Source organism: Saccharopolyspora sp. CA-218241, assembly GCF_050954615.1.
Classification (GTDB): domain Bacteria; phylum Actinomycetota; class Actinomycetes; order Mycobacteriales; family Pseudonocardiaceae; genus Saccharopolyspora; species Saccharopolyspora cebuensis.
Genome location: NZ_CP191860.1, coordinates 740,953 through 758,166, shown reverse-complemented (window position 1 = coordinate 758,166; position 17,214 = coordinate 740,953). Strand labels below are relative to the sequence as shown.

Genomic DNA, 17,214 nt, shown 5'->3' with positions numbered 1-17,214 from the left:
TACGTTCGCGCTCCCACGCGGTGCCGCCGGTCCCCGGCCCGCCGCGGCCGGTCGGGTCGCGGAAATCACCCCAGCCCCCGCGTTCTCGACATCGCCGCAGCGCACAGCCCCGCGAGCGGCGGATCCGGGCGCTTCGGGCGGACATACTGGACCCCATGCAGATCGTCCCCCTGGAAGGTGGCGCACCGGCCGAGGAGGTGCTGCGCGCGCTGAGCGCCCGCGCGCGCAGCCGGGACCTGCCGCCGCCCGCCGCGCTCACCGGCGACTGGTTCGGCGGCTCCGCGGTGCTGGCGCCCTCGGTGCGGATCTCCCCGGACGTCGACGCGCCGCCGGATCTCGACCCGGTCGACGCCCCGCCCGGCGCGGTCGGCGGCGGCTGGATCGGCTACCTCGGCTACGGCCGCACCGACCCCGGTCGGCACCCCGAACCCCGGGTGCTGCCCACCGCCGCCTGGGGCTGGACCGACCACGTGCTGCGCCGCGACCCGGCGGGCCGGTGGTGGTTCGAGTCGCTGACCGGCGCCGCCGGCGCGCTGGTCGACGAGCTGGCCGAGCTGGTGCGCGGCGGCGCCGAACCCGCCGCGGCGTGGACCGCCGGACCGGTGCGGGCGCCGGATCGGGAGCGGCACGGCAAGGCGGTGCGCGGCTGCGTCGCCGAGATCGGCGCCGGTGAGGTGTTCCAGGCCAACATCTGCACCCGGTTCGAGGTGCCGTTCGAGGGCGATCCGGTCGCGGTCTTCGCCGCCGGGAGCGCGCGGTTCCACCCGGCCCGCGCGGCCTTCCTCGCCGGGGGCTGGGGCGCGCTGGTGTCGCTGTCGCCGGAGCTGTTCCTGGCCCGGCACGGGCGCTCGGTGCGGACCGGTCCGATCAAGGGCACCCTGCCGCGCCGGGGACCGGCCGACGACGGCAACGCCGAGCGGCTGCGCGCCTCGGTCAAGGACGTCGCGGAGAACGTGATGATCGTCGACATGGCGCGCAACGACCTCGGCCGGGTCGCCGAGGTGGGCTCGGTGTCGGTGCCCGCGCTGCTGGACGTGCAGCCGCACCCCGGCGTCTGGCACCTGGTTTCGGACGTGGTCGCCGAGCTGCCGCCGGACCTGCCGGACTCGGCGCTGCTGGCGGCGACCTTCCCGCCCGCCTCGGTCACCGGGACCCCGAAGGTCCGCGCGCTGGAGCTGATCGCCGAGCTGGAGGAGCACCCGCGCGGGGTCTACTGCGGCGCGATCGGCATGGTCTCCCCCGCCGCCGGTTTGGAGCTCAACGTCGCCATCCGCACCCTCGAACTCGCCCCGGGCGGCGTGTTCCACCTGGGCGTCGGCGGCGGCATCACGGCGGACTCCGACGCCGACCGGGAATGGCAGGAGGTCCGCACCAAGGCAGCCCCGCTCCTCGACCTGCTCACCCGGTCGTGAGCGGAGTGAGGGGCACCTTCGCCCAAGTAAGGACCGCTTACAGATTGGCTTGCGTGGCGGTGCGGGTGGCGGAACCTCAGCGATCTTCTCGCTCCGGGATCGCCTCCTGATGTACCCACGACGTACACGGCGTCGGCGCTGTCCTCGCGAGAAGACCGCTGAGAACCCGCCGCGGTGCCGGTTGCGTGCCTCACCGCATGCGGCTCCGCCGCATTCTGAAAGGACCCCAACTCGGGCAAGGGGCCCCTCACTCACAGTCGCGTTCGGAGTACGCCCCCCGGATGAGCGCCCAGTGTCCCTGACCGGGCGTCGGCTCACTCGGATGTGGCTCTTGCGGCGAGGACCGCGTCGTAGAGCTCCTTCTTGCGGACCCCGGCGAGCTCGGCGACCTCGGCGACGGCGTCCTTGAGCCGGACCCCGGCGGCGGCGCGCTGCTCGACCTGCCCGACCAGCTCCGCCGGGTCGGCGGGGGCCGCCTCGGCCGCGCCGTCGAGGACCACGGTGATCTCGCCGCGCACCCCCTCGGCCGCCCAGTCCGCCAGCTCCGCGAGCGGGCCGCGCCGCACCTCCTCGTAGGTCTTGGTCAGCTCCCGGCACACCGCCGCCCGGCGCTCGCCGCCGAGGACCCGCACCGCGTCGGCCAGGGAGTCGGCCAGCCGGTGCGGCGCCTCGAAGTACACGCAGGTCCGCTGCTCGGCGACCAGCCGCCCGTACCAGCGGCGCCGCTCCCCCGACTTGCGCGGCGGGAACCCGTCGAAGCAGAAGCGGTCCGACGGCAGCCCGGACACCGCCAGCGCGGTGGTCACCGCCGACGGACCGGGCAGGCAGGTCACCGGCAGCGCCTCGGCGATGCACGCCGACACCAGCCGGTACCCGGGGTCGGACACGCTGGGCATCCCGGCGTCGGTGACCAGCAGCACGGTGCGCCCTTCGCGCAGCGCGTCCAGCAGCAGGGGCTCGCGGGCCGCCTCGACGCCCTCGTAGTAGCTGACGACGCGCCCGGCCGGGGTCACCTCCAGCGCGGTGGCCAGCGCGCGCACCCGCCGGGTGTCCTCGGCGGCGACGACATCGGCGGTGCGCAGCGCGTCGACCAGGCGCGTCGAGGCGTCGCGCACATCGCCGAGCGGGGTGGCGGCGAGCAGCAGCGAGCCGGGTCCGGCGGGGGCGTCCATGACCGCACAGCGTATTTCGGCCGAGCTTCGGGGCGCGGCCCGGCCACCCGGTCCCCGTCCTACGATCTGGGGTTGTGAGCGTCCTCGTCCCCCGACCCGGCGGCCGCGCCGACAGCGACGAGCTCGTCCGGGTCGGCCGCACACCCGCGGCCCGCAGGCCGGGGGAGACCGACCCGCGCCGCCTGCTCGACGTGGCGATGCCGCAGGACCGGATGCGCGCCTGGCTGATCACCCTCGGGCTGGGCCTGATCGCCGCGGTCGTCCGGTTCCAGAACCTCGGGCGCGCCACCCACGAGGGCACGCCGATCTTCGACGAGAAGCACTACGTCCCGCAGGCGTGGCAGATGCTGCGCAACGGCGGCTACGAGGACAACCCCGGCTACGAGCTGGTCGCGCACCCCCCGGTCGGCAAGCAGCTCATCGCCGTCGGCGAGTGGCTGTTCGGCTACACCCCGCTGGGCTGGCGGGTGACGGCCGCGCTGGCGGGCACGGTGATGGTGGTCCTGATCATCCGGATCGCCCGCCGGATGACCCGGTCGACGCTGCTCGGCGCGCTGGCCGGGGTGCTGCTGATCTGCGACGGGCTCAGCCACGTGCAGGCCAGGGTCGGGATGCTCGACATCTTCCAGGCGGCGTTGCTGCTCGGCGCGTTCGCCTGCCTGCTGGTGGACCGCGACCAGGTGCGGGAGCGGATCTGGCTGGTGGTCACCGAGGCCCGCATCGGCGACAGCGCGTGGGGACCGCGGCTGGGCTTCCGCTGGTGGCGGTTCGGCGCCGGGCTGCTGCTCGGGCTGGCCTGCGGGGTGAAGTGGAACGGCGTCTACTACATCATGGCGTTCGGCCTGCTCAGCGTGTTCTGGGACGCGCTGGCCCGGCGCTCGGCGGGCGTCCGGCGGCCGTGGCGCGGAGCGCTGCTGCGCGACACCGCGCCCGCGCTGGCGTCGCTGGTGGCCCTCCCGCTGCTGGTCTACTTCGCCACCTGGGCGGGTTGGTTCGCCAGCGAGACCGCCACCGACCGGCACGCGACGCTGGTCAGCGACGACGTCGGCTTCGCGTTCCTGCCCGACCCGCTTCGGTCGCTGCTCTACTACCAGCTGAACGTGCTGGAGTTCCACACCGGCCTGACCACGCCGGACGATCCGCACCCGTGGGAGTCCAAGCCGTGGACGTGGCCGATGGGGCTGCGCCCGATGCTCTACTACTACGAGTCGGGCATGCCCGGCTGCGGCCGGTCGAACTGCGTCGAGGCCATCATGCTCGTCGGCACGCCCGCGATGTGGTGGCTGGCGCTGCCGGTGGCCGCGTGGGCGCTGTGGCGCGCGGTCACCCGGGTGGACTGGCGCTACGCGGCGGTGCTGGTCGGCTACGGCGCCGGTTACCTGCCCTGGTTCGTCAACCTCGACCGGCAGATGTACTACTTCTACGCCACGCCGCTGGCGCCGTTCCTCGTCCTCGGGCTGGTGCTGGTGCTCGGCGAGGTGCTGGGAACCGCCCGGGACCACTTCGAGCGCCGCCGCACGGGACTGCTCGCGGTGGCGCTCTACACGGGCCTGGTGGTGGCCAACTTCGTGTGGCTGTGGCCGATCCTCAACGGCGAGCCGGTCACCCAGGAGCGGTGGCAGGCCGAGCTCTGGCTCCCCTCCTGGCGATGACGTCCGTTCTCCCGAGTGAGGGGCACCTTCATCCGACCATGCCGGATGAAGGTGCCCCTCACTCAGCACACTTCCGGGGGAACCGCGGTCAGCGCGGGGACCAGCGGAAGGTGCGGGTGGCCAGCACCGCGAGCACCGCGGTCCAGGCGAGCAGGACTCCGGCGGCGGGGAGGGCCGCGGCGAGGTCGTCGGTCATCGCCGCGCGGATGAGGTCGACGAGCGCGCCGCTGGGGTCCACCGGCGCGGGCAGTCCCGACCAGACGAGTCCGCCGACCAGCAGCAGGAAGAACGGCACGGTGGTGATCTGGGCGTGCTCGGAGCTGCTGGTCCAGGCGCTGGTGACCGCGCCCGCCGCCACGCACAGCGCGCTGCCGAGCAGCACCGCGAGCAGCAGCACCTCCGGCCGGGCGGGCAGCGGCGCCCCGGCCGCGACGGCGATCGCCACCAGCACGGCCGACTGGAGCAGGCTGAGCAGCACCAGCGGCAGCAGCAGTCCGGTGAGGATCGCGACGTCGCCCTGCTCCCCGCTGCGCAGCCGCTTCAGGTAGCGGTCCTCGCGCCGAGCGGTGAGCGAGGCGGTCGCCCCGAAGTAGACCGTGAACCCCAGCACCATCAGGACCTGCACCCCGATGACCGTCGACCAGACCCGGACGTCGCTCCCGCCGGGGAACGCGAACGCCAGGTAGGCGCCGGCGGCCAGCGGCAGCGCCAGCGCGCTGACCGCGACGGCCCGGTTGCGGACCAGCAGCTTCAGCTCGACCCGGCTCAAGGCCGGCACCGCGGACATCACACCAGCACCTCCTCGCGCACCGAGTGGAAGACGTCGTCGAGCGAGGCGTGGTGCGCGCGCAGCCCCGCGAGTTCGACACCGCGCTGCCCGGCCCACTCCAGCAGCACCCGCAGGTCCCGTTGCAGCGCCGGGGTGCGGATCTCCACCCGGGTGCCGGTGAACTCGGCCGAGCCCGCCAGTTCCGGCAGCACCGCGCCGGGGCCGGGGTCGAAGCCGATCCGCGCCCGCTGGGTGGCCAGCACGTCCAGCAGCGTCCCGGCGACGGCGATCCGGCCCTGGTGCATGATCGCCAGCCGGTGCGCGAGCCGTTCCGCCTCCTCCAGGTAGTGCGTGGTGAGCAGCACGGTGGTGCCCCGCGCGCGCAGCGACTGCACGACCTGCCACGCCGCGCGGCGGGACTCCGGGTCGAGCCCGGTGGTCGGCTCGTCGAGGAACAGCAGCTCGGGATCGCCGAGCACCGCCAGCGCCAGGTCCAGCCTGCGCCGCTCGCCGCCGGACAGGCCCTTCACCCGGACGCCGAGCCGGTGGTCCAGCCCCAGCATCGCCACTGCGGCGTCCACATCGGACTTCCGGCTGGTCAGCGCGGCGCCCAGCCGGAGCGTCTCCAGCACCGTCAGCTCCCCGGCGAAACCGCTGTCCTGCAGCACGACCCCGGTCCGGCGCCGCACCTCGGCCCGGTCGGCGCGCGGATCCAGCCCGAACACCCGCACCGCGCCCTCGTCCGGCGCCCGCAGCCCTTCGACGGTCTCCACCGCCGTCGTCTTGCCCGCCCCGTTCGTGCCGAGCAGCGCGAACAGCTCGCCGCGCCCGACCTCGAAGTCGATGCCCCGCACCGCCTCGAACTCCCCGTACCGGCAGCGGAGCCCGCTCACCTCGATCACTGGTTCTGCCATGCCACCAGCCTCGGGCGCGGACCGCCGCGCCGGTAGGACGATCCGTCAGCGCTTCCGGGGCCCGATGTCAGTGCCGCCGATGACAGTTGTCATCACCGGCGGATCCGCCCTCCCGCGCGCGGGGGCCATCGACGATGCTGGACCGGTGAGCTCCTCGCCCCGGCACCAGCAGCGGCTGCACCGGCTGCGCCGCTACACCTGGTGGACGATCGTGCCGACGGCACCGGTGTTCGCGCTGATGACCGTCCTGATGACCGTGCTCGGCGGGGGCGACTACTCGGCGTGGCACCTGGCCGTCCTGCTCCCCGGGCTGGTGCTGGTCGCGGTGCAGGGCACCCGGTTCTCGCTGGAGATGATGCGCGGCCTCGGCAGCCGCGAGCACCGCGCGGAGCAGGCCGTCACCTTCGGGGGCGCGGTGGCGCTGGTGGTGTACGCGGTGGCGCTGGACCCGGTGCTGGTGATCTGGTGGATGTTCCTGCCCGGGCTGCTCGCCGGGACCATCGTGGCGGCGACCCCCACCGGTCACCGCTGGGGACTGGGCACCGCGCTGTCGGTGCTGCTCGCGGTGGTGTGCGCGGTGGCGAACCAGTTCCTGGGCGCCCCGGTCGCCACCCCGAGCGTGGCGCTGTACGCCGGGCTGATCACGGCGGTCATCATCATGACGGTGGTCGCCCAGGCCTGGATCTGGGACGTGGCGCTGGAGCTGGACCGAGCCCGCGAGGTGGACTCCGAGCTGGCCGTGGCGCAGGAGCGGCTGCGCTTCGCCGCCGACCTGCACGACATCCAGGGCCACCACCTCCAGGCCATCGCGCTGAAGGCGGAGCTGGCCGAGCGGCTCGTCGACCGCGCTCCGGAGGCCGCCGCCGCGCAGTCCGCCGAGATCGCCGAGCTGGCCCGCACCGCGCTGCGCGAGACCCGCGCGCTGGTGCACGGCTACCGGCGCGCGGACCTGGTCACGGAGTGGGCCAACGCCTGCGAGCTGATGCGGGCCGCCGGGATCGAAACCACCGTGGACGGTGACGCGGCCGAGGTGCCGCCGCCGCTGCAACCGCTGTTCGGCGCGCTGGTGCGGGAGGGCACCACGAACGTCCTGCGGCACTCCCGGGCGGCGGCCTGCGAGCTGCGGATCGAGACCGCCGACGGCGGCATCCGGGTGGCGCTGCGCAACGACGGCTCGCAGCCCGGCCGGGAGGGAGCGGGCTCCGGACTGGACGGCCTGCGCCAGCGGTTCGCCGCCCTGGGCGGCCGGGTCTCGGCCGAGCACCGGGCCGGCGGGTGGTTCGAACTCGTCGGCAGCGCCGAGGAACCGGGGAGGATCGCGTGATGCGCGTCGTGCTGGCCGACGACGAGGACCTGATCCGGGGAGCGCTGGCGGCGCTGCTGGACCTGGAGCCCGACATCGAGGTCGTCGCCCAGGTCGGCAACGGCCTCGACGGGGTCCGCGCCGTCGAGCGGCACCGCCCCGACGTGGCCGTGTTCGACCTGGAGATGCCCGAGCTGGACGGGGTGGAGGCCGCCCGGCGGCTCACCGGGGTGCAGATCGTGCTGGTCACCCGGCACGCCCGGCCCGGCGTGCTGAAGCGGGCGCTGGCCGCCGGGGTGCGCGGGTTCGTGCCGAAGACGACCCCGGCCACGAAGCTGGCCGCGATCCTGCGCGACGTGCACGGCGGCGGGCGCTACATCGACCCGGAGATCGCCGCGAGCGCGCTCACCGAGGGCGCCTGCCCGCTCACCGACCGGGAGCTGGAGCTGCTCCGGCACACCCTGCGCGGCGGCACCATCGCGGCGATCGCGGCCGAGGTCCACCTCGCGCAGGGGACGGTCCGCAACTACCTCTCGCACGCGATGGCGAAGCTGCACGTGACCACCCGCCACGAAGCGGCCCGCCGCGCCTGGGAAGAAGGCTGGATCTGACCACCGGCCGATCTGGTGCGGGCCTCACCCGGAGGCCACCGACCCCGCCGCACCACACGCCGACGTCACCCGTCGTCGTCATGGGTGCGGGGCACCCCGCACCACGTCACCCGGTACAGGGCGCCCCTCACCCACTTCACGAACGGACTTGGGCCACCTGGTCCTGGAGGCGCTGGAAGACGCCGCGCAGGAGTTCCGGGTCGGGGCGCGGCAGCCCGGCCAGGGCGCTCAGGTAGAGGCCGTCGCCGACCAGCCGCACCTGCTCGGCCAGCACCGGGTCGCCGATGTAGTCGGTGAGCAGCTTCGACCACTGGCCGAAGACGCCCGCGAGCAGCGCGGCGTCCTCCTCGCCGAGCTCGTCGGCCCCGCGCAGCGCCGCGAACACCGACCAGTACAGCGCCAGCTCCTTGTCGGACTGCGGGAACGAGGTCTCCAGGAAGTACTCGACCACGTCGGTGCCCTCTTCCTGGGCGTGCGCGAACTCCGCCGCGGCCTCCTCCGCGAGCCGGCCGACCAGGCCGTGCAACATCGCCTGCTTGGAGCGGAAGTGGTAGAGCAGTCCGCCCTTGGAGACGCCCGCGGTGGCGGCGACCGATTCGAGGGTGACGGCACCGGCTCCCTTCGCGACGAGGATGTCCTGCAACGCGTCGAGGATGCGGTCCCTGGTGTCCGTGGCCACGGTGGCACCGTACCGCCCGCGGCGTGTACTGTACCGTCCGGACGGTTTACTATACCGTCTGGACGGTATAGAAATGATGATGACGCGACTTTCCAAGACGACCCCGACCACGACCCCCAAGCCCACCTCCCCCAAGCAGTGGGCGGCGCTCGGCGCCCTGCTGCTGCCGGTGCTGCTCGTCTCGGTGGACAACACCGTGCTCGGCTTCGCCGTGCCCGCCCTCAGCAGCGACCTGCGGCCCACCGCCGACCAACTGCTGTGGATCGTCGACAGCTACTCGCTCGTGCTGGCCGGACTGCTGGTCACGATGGGATCGCTCGGCGACCGCATCGGCCGCCGCAGGCTGCTGCTGCTGGGCGCCACCGGGTTCGGCGCGGCCTCGCTGCTGGCCGCCTTCGCCCCCACCGCCGAGGTGCTCATCGCGGCCCGCGTGCTGCTGGGCGTGGCGGGCGCGACGCTGATGCCCTCGACGCTGTCGCTGATCCGCAACGTCTTCACCGACCGGCGCGCCCGCACCACCGCCATCGCCGCCTGGACCGCGACCTTCGCGGCCGGAGCGGCGATCGGCCCGCTGCTCGGCGGCTTCCTGCTGGAGCACTTCCGGTGGGGCTCGGTGTTCCTGATCAACTTGCCGGTGATGGCGTTGCTGCTGGTGGTGGGGCCGCTGCTGGTCCCGGAGTCGCGCGACTCCGCGCCCGGCCGCTTCGACCTGCCCGGCGCCGCGCTGTCGCTGGGGGCGATGACCGCGCTGGTGCTCGGCGTGAAGTCGATCGGCGGGCCGGTCCTGGTGCCGCTCGGCGCGCTGGCCGCCGCCGCGCTGCTCGGGTGGCTGTTCGTGCGCAGGCAGCGGCGGACCGAGGCACCGCTGCTGGACCTGCGGCTGTTCGCCGACCGCGGGTTCAGCGCCTCGGTGGTGAGCAACCTGCTCGTGGTGTTCGTGATGGTGGGCGGGCTGTTCTTCCTCACCCAGCACCTCCAGCTCGTGCTCGGGATGAGCCCGCTGCTCGCCGGGCTGGCGCTGCTGCCCGGCGTGCTGCTGACGATGGCCGGTTCCGCGCTGGCCGTGCCGCTGCTGCGGCGGGTGCGGCTGGCCGACCTGCTCGGCTGCTCGCTGGTGTGCACCGCGGTCGGCTGCCTGCTCCTGGTCGGGCTGCGACCCGAGGGCGGGCCGTGGCTGCTGGTGGCGGCGTTCATGGTGATCGGGCTCGGCGCGGGCGTCACCGAGACGGCCACCAACGACCGGATCGTCAGCACCGTGCCGCCGAACCGGGCGGGTGCGGCCTCGGCGATCTCCGAGACCGCCTACGAGCTCGGCGCCGCGCTCGGGGTGGCGGTGCTGGGCACCGTGCTCACCACCGCCTACCGGGCGGGGCTGCCCGAGGAGGTGCTGCCGGTGGCCGGGGAGACCCTCGGCGGCGCCTTGGCCACGGCGGCGGAGCTGCCCGGCGACGGCGGTGCCGCGTTGCGCGAGACCGCCGTCGCCGCGTTCACCTCGGGCGTCCACCTCACCAGCCTGATCGGCGTCGCGTTCCTCGCGATCGCCGCCGCCCAGGCCTGGTGGGCGCTGCGCCACGAGCGCTGATCAGGCCAGCTCGGCCAGTGCGGCCCGCAGGGCGCCGACGGCGTCGGCGATCTCGTCGGGGCGCACCGCCAGCGGCGGGCGGCAGCGCAGCGAATCGGTCCCGGAGGGCAGGAACAGCGTCCGCTGCCCCTCCCGGGCCGACCGCAGCGCGGCGTCCCGCTGCTCCGGGGCGTGGAAGCCCACCGCGCACATCAGGCCGCGCCCGCGCGCGTCCCGCAGCACCGACGGGAACTCCTGGGCCAGCACGCGCAGTTCCCGGAGCAGCAGGTCGCCCATCCGGGCGCTGTGCGCGAACAGGGCGTCGCGCTCGACGACCTCCAGCACCCGGGTGGCGCGCACCATGTCGGTCAGCGAGCCGCCCCAGGTGGAGCTGATCCGGCTGGGCTCGCGGAAGGCGTTGTCGGCGACGTCGAGCACCCGGCGCCCGCCCATCACCCCGCAGACCTGCATCCGCTTGCCGAACGCCACCAGGTCGGGTTCCAGCCCGAGCGCCTCGTGCGCCCACGCCTGCCCGGTCAGCGCCCCGGTCTGCACCTCGTCGGCAACGGTGAGCACGTCGTGCTCCCGGCAGAGCTCCTGCACCGCCTGGAGGAACCGGGGGCGCAGGTGGCGGTCGCCGCCCTCGCCCTGGATCGGCTCGTAGACGAAGCAGGCGATCTCCCGGCCGTAGCGGCGCAGCGCGGCACCGGCGGCCTCCAGCGCCACGACCTCCTCCGGCAGCAGGTCGTCGACGTCCCAGCGCGGGCCGGGCTCGATCGCCGGGCTCGGGATGCGCGGCCAGTCGAACATCGGGTAGTCGCGGACCTTCGTCGGGTCCGTGTTGGTCAGCGACATGGTGTAACCGCTGCGGCCGTGGAAGGCGCGTTCCAGGTGCAGCACGCGGGAGCCGCGCACCCCGATCCCGGCGCGCGCGTTGACCTTCGTCTTCCAGTCGAACGCCACCTTGAGCGCGTTCTCCACCGCCAACGTCCCGCCGTCGATGAAGAACAGCAGCGGCAGCTCGGGGACGCCGACCACCCGCGCGAAGGTCTCCGCGAAGCGGGCCTGCTGGACGGTGGCGAAGTCCGGGTTCGACGGCTTGACCCGCGAGACCCGCAGCAGCTCCGCCTCGAACTCCGGTTCGCGCAGCGCGGGGTGGCCGTGCCCGAGCGGCGCCGAGCTGAAGTACATGGTCATGTCGAGGTATTCGGTGCCGTCGCGCAGGTCGCGGAGCCGGCACCCGGCCCCCGCGTCGAGGTCGACGACGATGTCGAGCAGATCGCCGGTCACGCGTTCGCGCAGCGCGCCCACGGCCGACCCGGATCGCGGGTCGGGCACCGCTGCGGCGCGGACGGTTTCCTTCGGAACGGTCATGTCGTCCTCCCGGATCAGGCAGCACCTGTCGAGCAATAATTACAGCACTTCAGCTATTACGCACAAGATCCTCACGGATTCACGACGTGACACAAAAGATTTTCTTCTCCGAGCCCCAGCGACGCTGATCCCCTCCGCGCCTTCGGCGGAACGTCCCGCCGCCGCTCGGGTGATCCGTAAGATCCGGGCCCATGACGCAGCCACCGGCCGGAGGTGCCCCGTGGGGCGCCCCGCAGCAGCCGCACCCCGCACCTCCCCGCCGGGCCGCACCAGCAGCACCCGCAGTACCAGGGGTTCCCACAGCCCCCGCAATACCCGCAGCCCGGGCCGTTCCCGCAGCCGGGCCAGCAGCCGCCCCGGGGCAGCGGGCCGTGGACCCGGCCGGGCTGGGGGCTGATCCCCTCCGCGCTGGGCCTGGTAGTGGCCTCGATCGGCATGTTCGCCCTGGAGTGGGCCGACGGAGCCGGGATGTTCGACCTGGCCCGCGCCTACGGCGCCGCGATCGACCGGGGGCTGATCACCGGCAGCACGCTGCTGCGCATCCACCTGGAATTCGGCACGATCCTCCTGGTCGTGCTGATGGCGCTCTACAGCATCGCGTGGAGCGCGGGCGCCGTGCGCGGCAGGAAGACCGCCCTGCTGGTCCTCGGGAGCACGGGCAAGTCGGTGCGGGCGGGCAAGCTCACCGGGATGCGGATCATGGTGGCCGGCTGCGAGCTGGTCGTCGGGGTGATGTACCTGCTGCTGACGCTGCAGCTGTTCGACTTCGACGCCGCCCTGCTCGGCCCCGGGGTGTGGACGGTCTTCGCCGGATTCCTGCTCATGGCAGCGGGTTCGGCGATCGGTCCGCGCCGCTGACGACCTCGGCCCGCGCCAGGTGGTCGTGGACCTCCGCGTGCCGGAACTGGTGCACGGGCCAGGACAGCCAGCGCGCCGCGTCCTCGGCGTCCCAGCACCGCCGCCCCGGCGGGGACGTGCCCAGCAGCGCCCCGACGAGGTGGTCGAGCAGGTGCCGGGTGATGTCGGCGGCGGCCGGGAACCGCGACCGGTCGGTCAGCTTCCCCGGGTCCGCGCCGGTTCCGACGTAGACCTGCCGCAGCGACCACAGGTCCAGCGGTGTCCGCACGGCGCCCGCGAGCGGGGCGTCGGCGGCGAGCTCGGCGACCACCCGCTCCCACCCCGACCCCCAGGTGCAGCGCCGCAGGTGCCGCGACCGCGTCGCCGGGTTCGAGGGGCGGCGTGGTCACCGCGGGACCGGCGGCGGGGCGCTGCGCGAACAGCGGGATGACGGCCACCACCAGCGGCAGCAGCTGCGCCCACGACGCCGCGCTCTGCAAGCCCTGGACGCGCAGCACCCACGCGAGCCCGGAACCGCACGCAATCAGGCCCAGCACCAGCACCGCGGTCCGCCACCGCACCCGAGCACCCGCCACGACGATCCATCATGGCAGGGATCCGAACGCGTTTCCCGGGTTCGCGGCGAAGTTCCGCCCGGCCCCGCCGCCGGTAACCTGGGCCGTTGATGGAGATGTTGCACCTGCGGTACTTCGTGGCCGTCGCCGAGCACCTGAGCTTCTCGGGGGCGGCGCGGCGGTTGCACATGGCGACCTCGCCGCTGAGCCGCCGGGTGCGCGATCTCGAACAGGAGCTCGGCACCGCGCTGTTCGAACGGGATTCGCACCACGTGCGCCTCACCGACGCCGGTGCGGCGCTGCTGCCGATCGCCCGCGACGTGGTGGGCCGGTTCGACGACCTCCCGTGGCGGCTGCGGGAGGCCGTCCGGCCGCCCCGCCGGACCGTCCACATCGGCACCCCGCCCGGGCTGCACCCGCGGTTGCGGGAGCGGATCAAGGAGCTGGAGCGGCGGTGCGCCGCCGAGTGCGACGTCAAGCGCTGGCCCGGTTCCAGCAGCGACCTGCTCGACGCGGTGCAGCGCGGTGCGCTGGCGATGGCGCTGGTGCACCTGCCGGTGCACGCCGAGGGCGTCGAGGTGCACGAGGTGCTGCGCGAGCCGCTGGGCGCGGTGCTGTCCGCGGCCGAGTTCGGCTCCCGCACCTCGGTGTCGCTGTCCGAGCTGGTCGACCACACCTACGTCTCGCCGGCGCCGGAGCTCCTGCCCGCCTACTACGACGAGCTCCAGGGGCGGCTGAAGGCCGCCGGGATCCGCCGGAAGGTGACCCTGAGCACCGGCGACTACGGCAGCACCGGCGAGGTGGTGGCCAACGGGTCCGCCTTCGCGATCTCGAAGCTGGCCCCGGGCAGCGGGATGGGCAAGTACCGGGACGACAACGTCGTGGTGCTGCCCTTCGAGGACTTCGACCCGGAGCTGCCGACCGGCCTGATCTGGCGCGCGGACCGCGCCGCGGCGCAGTCCGGGCTCGACGCCCTGCTCGCCGCGGCGCGGCGGGTGCTGGACGGCGCCGGGGCGTGACCGCTGCGGTCACGCCGACGTTCGCGGATCGGTGACGCTGATCGTTTGAACTCCCCGGGAACGCGGACCTAAAGTAGTTAGCGAATCAAACGAATTGCGCCGTTGCAACCCGGCCGGCGCGGCTTCCCTTCCCCAGGAGTGGTGATGACCTCCGCCGCGAACGAACCAGGACCGCTGGCAGGCGTCCGCGTCATCGACATGGCGACCGTGGTGATGGGCCCGTACGCGGCCCAGATCCTCGGCGACCTCGGCGCCGACGTGATCAAGATCGAAGCACCGCGGGATTCGGTGCGCGGTGGCGCCCTGTACCGGAACACGCCCGGCATGACCCCGCTCAACCTCGCGGTGAACCGGAACAAGCGCAGCGTCGCGCTCGACCTCAAGGACGACGCCGGGCGCGCGCGGGCGCTCGACCTCATCGCCGGCGCCGACGTGCTGATCACCAACATGCGCATCGACGCGCTGCGGCGCCTCGGCGTGGACCACGACAGCCTCGCCGCGAGCCACCCGGGGCTGGTCTACGCGCACGCCCAGGGCTTCCGCCCCGACTCCGACCGGGCCGGGCTCGCCGCCTACGACGAGACCGTGCAGGCCGCGTCCGGGCTGGTCGACGTTGCCGACCGCGCCGGGGACATCGGCGCCCCCGTGGTGCTGCCGAGCATCCTCGCCGACAAGGTCGCCGGGCTGACGATCGCCTACTCGGTGCTCGCCGCCCTGCTGCACCAGCGCGCCACCGGCCGGGGCCAGCTCGTCGAGGTGCCGATGGCCGACACGCTGCTGGCGTTCAACCTGGTCGAACACCTGCAAGGCCGGACCTTCGAGCCCCCGATGGGGCCGACCGGGTTCACCCTGTCGATGAACAAGGGCCACCGGGCGCGCCCGACCAAGGACGGCCTGGCCATGATCGCGCCCTACACCGCGGGCAACTGCCGCGACCTGTTCCGCGCCGCCGGGCGACCGGACCTCGCCGAGGACCCTCGGGTGGCGGGCGACCGGATCGACAACCGCACCGACGGCGAGGCGATCGCCGAGCTGATCGAGTCGGTCACCCCGAACCTCACCACCGCCGAGTGGATCGAGGTGTGCACCGAGCGGAGCATCCCGGTCGGGCCGGTGCTCCGGCTCGACGAGGCCGCCGAGGACCCGTACGTGCGCGACGGCCACCTGCTCGACCTCGCCGAGCACCCCAGCGAGGGCAGCTACCGGTCGATCGGCGTCCCGATCGGCTTCTCCGCCACCCCCGCATCGGTGCGCAGGCACGCCCCGCTGCCCGGGGAGCACACCGCGGAGGTCCTGTCCGAACTCGACGCCGAGGAGCGGTGATGACCACGTCCGTGCGGACCGAGACCGCGGGCAGCGCCCTGGTCATCACCATCGACCGGCCCGAGGCGCGCAACGCCGTCGACGCCGAGGTCGCCCGCGGGATCGCCGCGGCGATCGACGAGCTGGAGTCCGACGCCGCCCTGCGGGTGGGCGTGCTCACCGGAGCGGCGGGCACGTTCTGCGCGGGCATGGACCTCAAGGCCGCCGCGCGGGGCGAATCCCCGGCGGTGGCGGGCAAGGGGTTCGCCGGGCTCGCCGAAGCCGCGACCACCACCCCGCTGATCGCCGCCGTCGAGGGCTACGCGCTGGGCGGCGGGTTCGAGCTGGCCCTGGCCTGCGACCTGGTCGTCGCCGCCGAGGGCGCCACGTTCGCGCTGCCCGAGGTCAAGCGCGGCCTGATCGCCGCGGGCGGCGGCGTGCTGCGGCTGCCCAGGCGCATCCCGCACCACGTGGCGATGGAGGCGCTGCTCACCGGCCGGTCGATCACCGCGTCCCGCGCCCACGACCTCGGCGTGGTCAACCGGCTGACCGCCGAAGGCGCGGCGCTGCCGGTCGCGCTGGAGCTCGCCGCCGAGCTCGCCGCGAACGCCCCCCTCGCGCTGGCCGCGGCCAAGCGGCTGGTCCGCGAGGCCGAACCCGAACCCTTCGACCTGCACCGCGCGGAACTGCGCGCGCTGCGGGAATCCGCCGACTTCGCCGAAGGGGTGCGCGCCTTCACCGAGAAGCGCGCCCCGCGGTGGACCGGCCGCTGAACCAGAACCCCAGGAGGCAACACCGATGCCCAGGACCGCCCAGACCGACCCCGACTTCTTCGGCTACGCCGAACTGCTCAGCGACGCCGAGCGCACCGAGCTCGCCGAGATCCGCGACTACCTGGAACGCGAGATCAAGCCGGTCGCCAACGCGGCGTGGGAGGCCGCGGAATTCCCGTTCGAGGTGATCCCGAAGTTCGCCGAGCTGCGGCTGGCCGGCTACCACTACCCGGAGTTCGGCGACGGACGCCCGCGCAGCCCGCTGTTCAGCGGCTTCCTCAGCCTGGAACTGGTCCGCACCGACCCGTCGCTGTCCATCTTCTCCGGCGTCCACACCGGTCTCGCGATGGGCAGCATCAACGGCGGTGCCGACGAGGAGCAGCGCAGGCGCTGGATGCCCGGCATGGCGGCGATGGACACGATCGGCGCGTTCGCGCTGACCGAACCCGAGGGCGGCTCCGACGTCGCGGGCGGGATGCGCACCACGGCCCGCCGCGAGGGCGACGAGTGGGTGCTGCGCGGCGCCAAGCGCTGGATCGGCAACGGCACCTTCGCCGACCTGATCGTGGTGTGGGCCCGGGACGTGGCCGACGACCAGGTCAAGGGATTCGTGGTCGGCAAGGGCGCGCCCGGTCTCACCGCGTCCAAGATCGAGGGCAAGATCGCGCTGCGCACCGTGCAGAACGCCGACCTCGTGCTCGACGACGTCCGGGTCCCGGAAGCCGACCGGCTCCAGCGGATCAACGGCTTCCGGGACACCGCCAAGGTGCTCGCCGCCACCCGCGGCGGCGTCGCCTGGTCGTCGCTGGGGGTGGCGCTGCGCGCCTACGAGCTGGCCCGCGACTACGCGGTGCGCCGCGAGCAGTTCGGCAAGCCCATCGGCTCCTACCAGATGGTGCAGGACCTGCTGGTCAAGATGCTCAGCAACATCACCGCGATGTTCGGCATGGTGGTGCGGCTCAACGAGCTCGTCGCGCAGGGCCGCGCGGGGGCCGACCGGGCCGCGCTGGCCAAGGCGTTCACCACCACCCGGATGCGCGAGGTCGTCGCCTGGGCGCGCGAGCTGTTCGGCGGCAACGGCATCGTGCTGGAGCACGAGGTCGCCAAGTTCTTCGCCGACGCCGAGGCGTTCTACTCCTTCGAGGGCACCCGGGAGATGAACACCCTGATCGTCGGCAAGTCGATCACCGGGCTGAGCGCTTTCGCGTGATCGCCGCGTGCCGGTGGGGCCGGGGGCGACCACACTGCGGGGAGGCCGAAC

Annotated in this window: 16 protein-coding genes; 10 read left to right on the top strand and 6 right to left on the bottom strand. The window is 73.8% G+C overall.

Annotated elements, in window-relative coordinates; genetic code table 11:
* Nucleotides 1–155: 155 nt before the first annotated feature.
* Nucleotides 156–1,412: an aminodeoxychorismate synthase component I gene (locus ACQP0T_RS03845; RefSeq protein WP_433871329.1), complete on the top strand. Its 1,257-nt coding sequence runs from the start codon at nt 156–158 to the stop codon at nt 1,410–1,412.
* Between the two features lie 314 nt (nt 1,413–1,726).
* Here ACQP0T_RS03845 and rsmI read toward each other — a convergent pair whose 3' ends face one another.
* Entirely contained in the window at nt 1,727–2,584 is an 858-nt protein-coding gene (rsmI, locus tag ACQP0T_RS03840; protein ID WP_433871328.1) for a 16S rRNA (cytidine(1402)-2'-O)-methyltransferase, read from the bottom strand.
* Between the two features lie 74 nt (nt 2,585–2,658).
* Between rsmI and ACQP0T_RS03835 the strand changes: the two genes are divergently transcribed.
* Complete coding sequence (locus ACQP0T_RS03835) at nt 2,659–4,236, top strand: dolichyl-phosphate-mannose--protein mannosyltransferase (RefSeq protein ID WP_433871327.1); 1,578 nt, start codon at nt 2,659–2,661, stop codon at nt 4,234–4,236.
* A gap of 88 nt (nt 4,237–4,324) precedes the next feature.
* On the opposite strand, the gene ACQP0T_RS03830 is transcribed toward ACQP0T_RS03835, so the two are convergent.
* Nucleotides 4,325–5,023 carry an ABC transporter permease gene (locus ACQP0T_RS03830; RefSeq protein ID WP_433871326.1) on the bottom strand — a complete coding sequence of 233 codons (699 nt, stop codon included), beginning with the start codon at nt 5,021–5,023 and terminating at the stop codon, nt 4,325–4,327.
* The gene (locus tag ACQP0T_RS03825) at nt 5,023–5,919 is read right to left on the bottom strand and encodes an ABC transporter ATP-binding protein (RefSeq protein WP_433871325.1); all 897 of its coding nucleotides are present in this window, start codon (nt 5,917–5,919) and stop codon (nt 5,023–5,025) included. The genes ACQP0T_RS03830 and ACQP0T_RS03825 overlap by 1 nt, the downstream gene beginning before the upstream one ends.
* Nucleotides 5,920–5,998: 79 nt before the next feature.
* Here ACQP0T_RS03825 and ACQP0T_RS03820 point away from each other — a divergent pair, with 79 nt between their 5' ends.
* Together ACQP0T_RS03820 and ACQP0T_RS03815 are read left to right on the top strand one after the other, a co-directional pair.
* Entirely contained in the window at nt 5,999–7,243 is a 1,245-nt protein-coding gene (locus tag ACQP0T_RS03820) for a sensor histidine kinase (RefSeq protein ID WP_433871324.1), read from the top strand.
* The gene (locus ACQP0T_RS03815) at nt 7,240–7,833 is read left to right on the top strand and encodes a response regulator transcription factor (protein WP_433871323.1); all 594 of its coding nucleotides are present in this window, start codon (nt 7,240–7,242) and stop codon (nt 7,831–7,833) included. The genes ACQP0T_RS03820 and ACQP0T_RS03815 overlap by 4 nt, the downstream gene beginning before the upstream one ends.
* 136 nt (nt 7,834–7,969) lie before the next feature.
* Here ACQP0T_RS03815 and ACQP0T_RS03810 read toward each other — a convergent pair whose 3' ends face one another.
* Nucleotides 7,970–8,512: a TetR/AcrR family transcriptional regulator gene (locus ACQP0T_RS03810; RefSeq protein ID WP_433871322.1), complete on the bottom strand. Its 543-nt coding sequence runs from the start codon at nt 8,510–8,512 to the stop codon at nt 7,970–7,972.
* Nucleotides 8,513–8,591: 79 nt separating this feature from the next.
* Here ACQP0T_RS03810 and ACQP0T_RS03805 point away from each other — a divergent pair, with 79 nt between their 5' ends.
* Complete coding sequence (locus tag ACQP0T_RS03805) at nt 8,592–10,094, top strand: MFS transporter (protein WP_433871321.1); 1,503 nt, start codon at nt 8,592–8,594, stop codon at nt 10,092–10,094.
* On the opposite strand, the gene lat is transcribed toward ACQP0T_RS03805, so the two are convergent.
* Nucleotides 10,095–11,447, bottom strand: coding sequence for an L-lysine 6-transaminase (lat, locus tag ACQP0T_RS03800; RefSeq protein ID WP_433871320.1), 1,353 nt, complete (start codon nt 11,445–11,447; stop codon nt 10,095–10,097).
* Nucleotides 11,448–11,660: 213 nt separating this feature from the next.
* On the opposite strand from lat, the gene ACQP0T_RS03795 reads away from it, so the two are divergent.
* Nucleotides 11,661–12,305: a hypothetical protein gene (locus tag ACQP0T_RS03795; RefSeq protein ID WP_433871319.1), complete on the top strand. Its 645-nt coding sequence runs from the start codon at nt 11,661–11,663 to the stop codon at nt 12,303–12,305.
* Here ACQP0T_RS03795 and ACQP0T_RS03790 read toward each other — a convergent pair.
* Complete coding sequence (locus ACQP0T_RS03790) at nt 12,268–12,615, bottom strand: hypothetical protein (RefSeq protein ID WP_433871318.1); 348 nt, start codon at nt 12,613–12,615, stop codon at nt 12,268–12,270. The genes ACQP0T_RS03795 and ACQP0T_RS03790 overlap by 38 nt on opposite strands.
* Before the next feature lie 354 nt (nt 12,616–12,969).
* Between ACQP0T_RS03790 and ACQP0T_RS03785 the strand changes: the two genes are divergently transcribed.
* From ACQP0T_RS03785 to ACQP0T_RS03770, 4 genes are all read left to right on the top strand, one after another.
* Nucleotides 12,970–13,878 (top strand): LysR family transcriptional regulator, encoded by a 909-nt coding sequence (locus ACQP0T_RS03785; protein ID WP_433871317.1) that lies wholly within the window; start codon nt 12,970–12,972, stop codon nt 13,876–13,878.
* Nucleotides 13,879–14,022: 144 nt separating this feature from the next.
* Nucleotides 14,023–15,201: a CaiB/BaiF CoA transferase family protein gene (locus ACQP0T_RS03780; RefSeq protein WP_433871316.1), complete on the top strand. Its 1,179-nt coding sequence runs from the start codon at nt 14,023–14,025 to the stop codon at nt 15,199–15,201.
* Entirely contained in the window at nt 15,201–15,953 is a 753-nt protein-coding gene (locus tag ACQP0T_RS03775) for a crotonase/enoyl-CoA hydratase family protein (protein ID WP_433871315.1), read from the top strand. Before ACQP0T_RS03780 ends, ACQP0T_RS03775 begins: the two co-directional genes overlap by 1 nt.
* A 25-nt stretch (nt 15,954–15,978) precedes the next feature.
* Nucleotides 15,979–17,163 carry an acyl-CoA dehydrogenase family protein gene (locus tag ACQP0T_RS03770; RefSeq protein WP_433871314.1) on the top strand — a complete coding sequence of 395 codons (1,185 nt, stop codon included), beginning with the start codon at nt 15,979–15,981 and terminating at the stop codon, nt 17,161–17,163.
* Nucleotides 17,164–17,214 lie beyond the last annotated feature (51 nt).

What these genes read in the sequence shown, in the direction of transcription:
- ACQP0T_RS03845 (WP_433871329.1), top strand. Translation starts at nt 156, where the DNA reads ATGCAGATCGTCCCCCTGGAAGGTGGCGCACCGGCCGAGGAGGTGCTG.
- rsmI (WP_433871328.1), bottom strand. Translation starts at nt 2,584, where the DNA reads ATGGACGCCCCCGCCGGACCCGGCTCGCTGCTGCTCGCCGCCACCCCG.
- ACQP0T_RS03830 (WP_433871326.1), bottom strand. Translation starts at nt 5,023, where the DNA reads ATGTCCGCGGTGCCGGCCTTGAGCCGGGTCGAGCTGAAGCTGCTGGTC.
- ACQP0T_RS03825 (WP_433871325.1), bottom strand. Translation starts at nt 5,919, where the DNA reads ATGGCAGAACCAGTGATCGAGGTGAGCGGGCTCCGCTGCCGGTACGGG.
- ACQP0T_RS03820 (WP_433871324.1), top strand. Translation starts at nt 5,999, where the DNA reads ATGACAGTTGTCATCACCGGCGGATCCGCCCTCCCGCGCGCGGGGGCC.
- ACQP0T_RS03805 (WP_433871321.1), top strand. Translation starts at nt 8,592, where the DNA reads ATGACGCGACTTTCCAAGACGACCCCGACCACGACCCCCAAGCCCACC.
- lat (WP_433871320.1), bottom strand. Translation starts at nt 11,447, where the DNA reads ATGACCGTTCCGAAGGAAACCGTCCGCGCCGCAGCGGTGCCCGACCCG.
- ACQP0T_RS03785 (WP_433871317.1), top strand. Translation starts at nt 12,970, where the DNA reads ATGGAGATGTTGCACCTGCGGTACTTCGTGGCCGTCGCCGAGCACCTG.
- ACQP0T_RS03780 (WP_433871316.1), top strand. Translation starts at nt 14,023, where the DNA reads ATGACCTCCGCCGCGAACGAACCAGGACCGCTGGCAGGCGTCCGCGTC.
- ACQP0T_RS03775 (WP_433871315.1), top strand. Translation starts at nt 15,201, where the DNA reads ATGACCACGTCCGTGCGGACCGAGACCGCGGGCAGCGCCCTGGTCATC.
- ACQP0T_RS03770 (WP_433871314.1), top strand. Translation starts at nt 15,979, where the DNA reads ATGCCCAGGACCGCCCAGACCGACCCCGACTTCTTCGGCTACGCCGAA.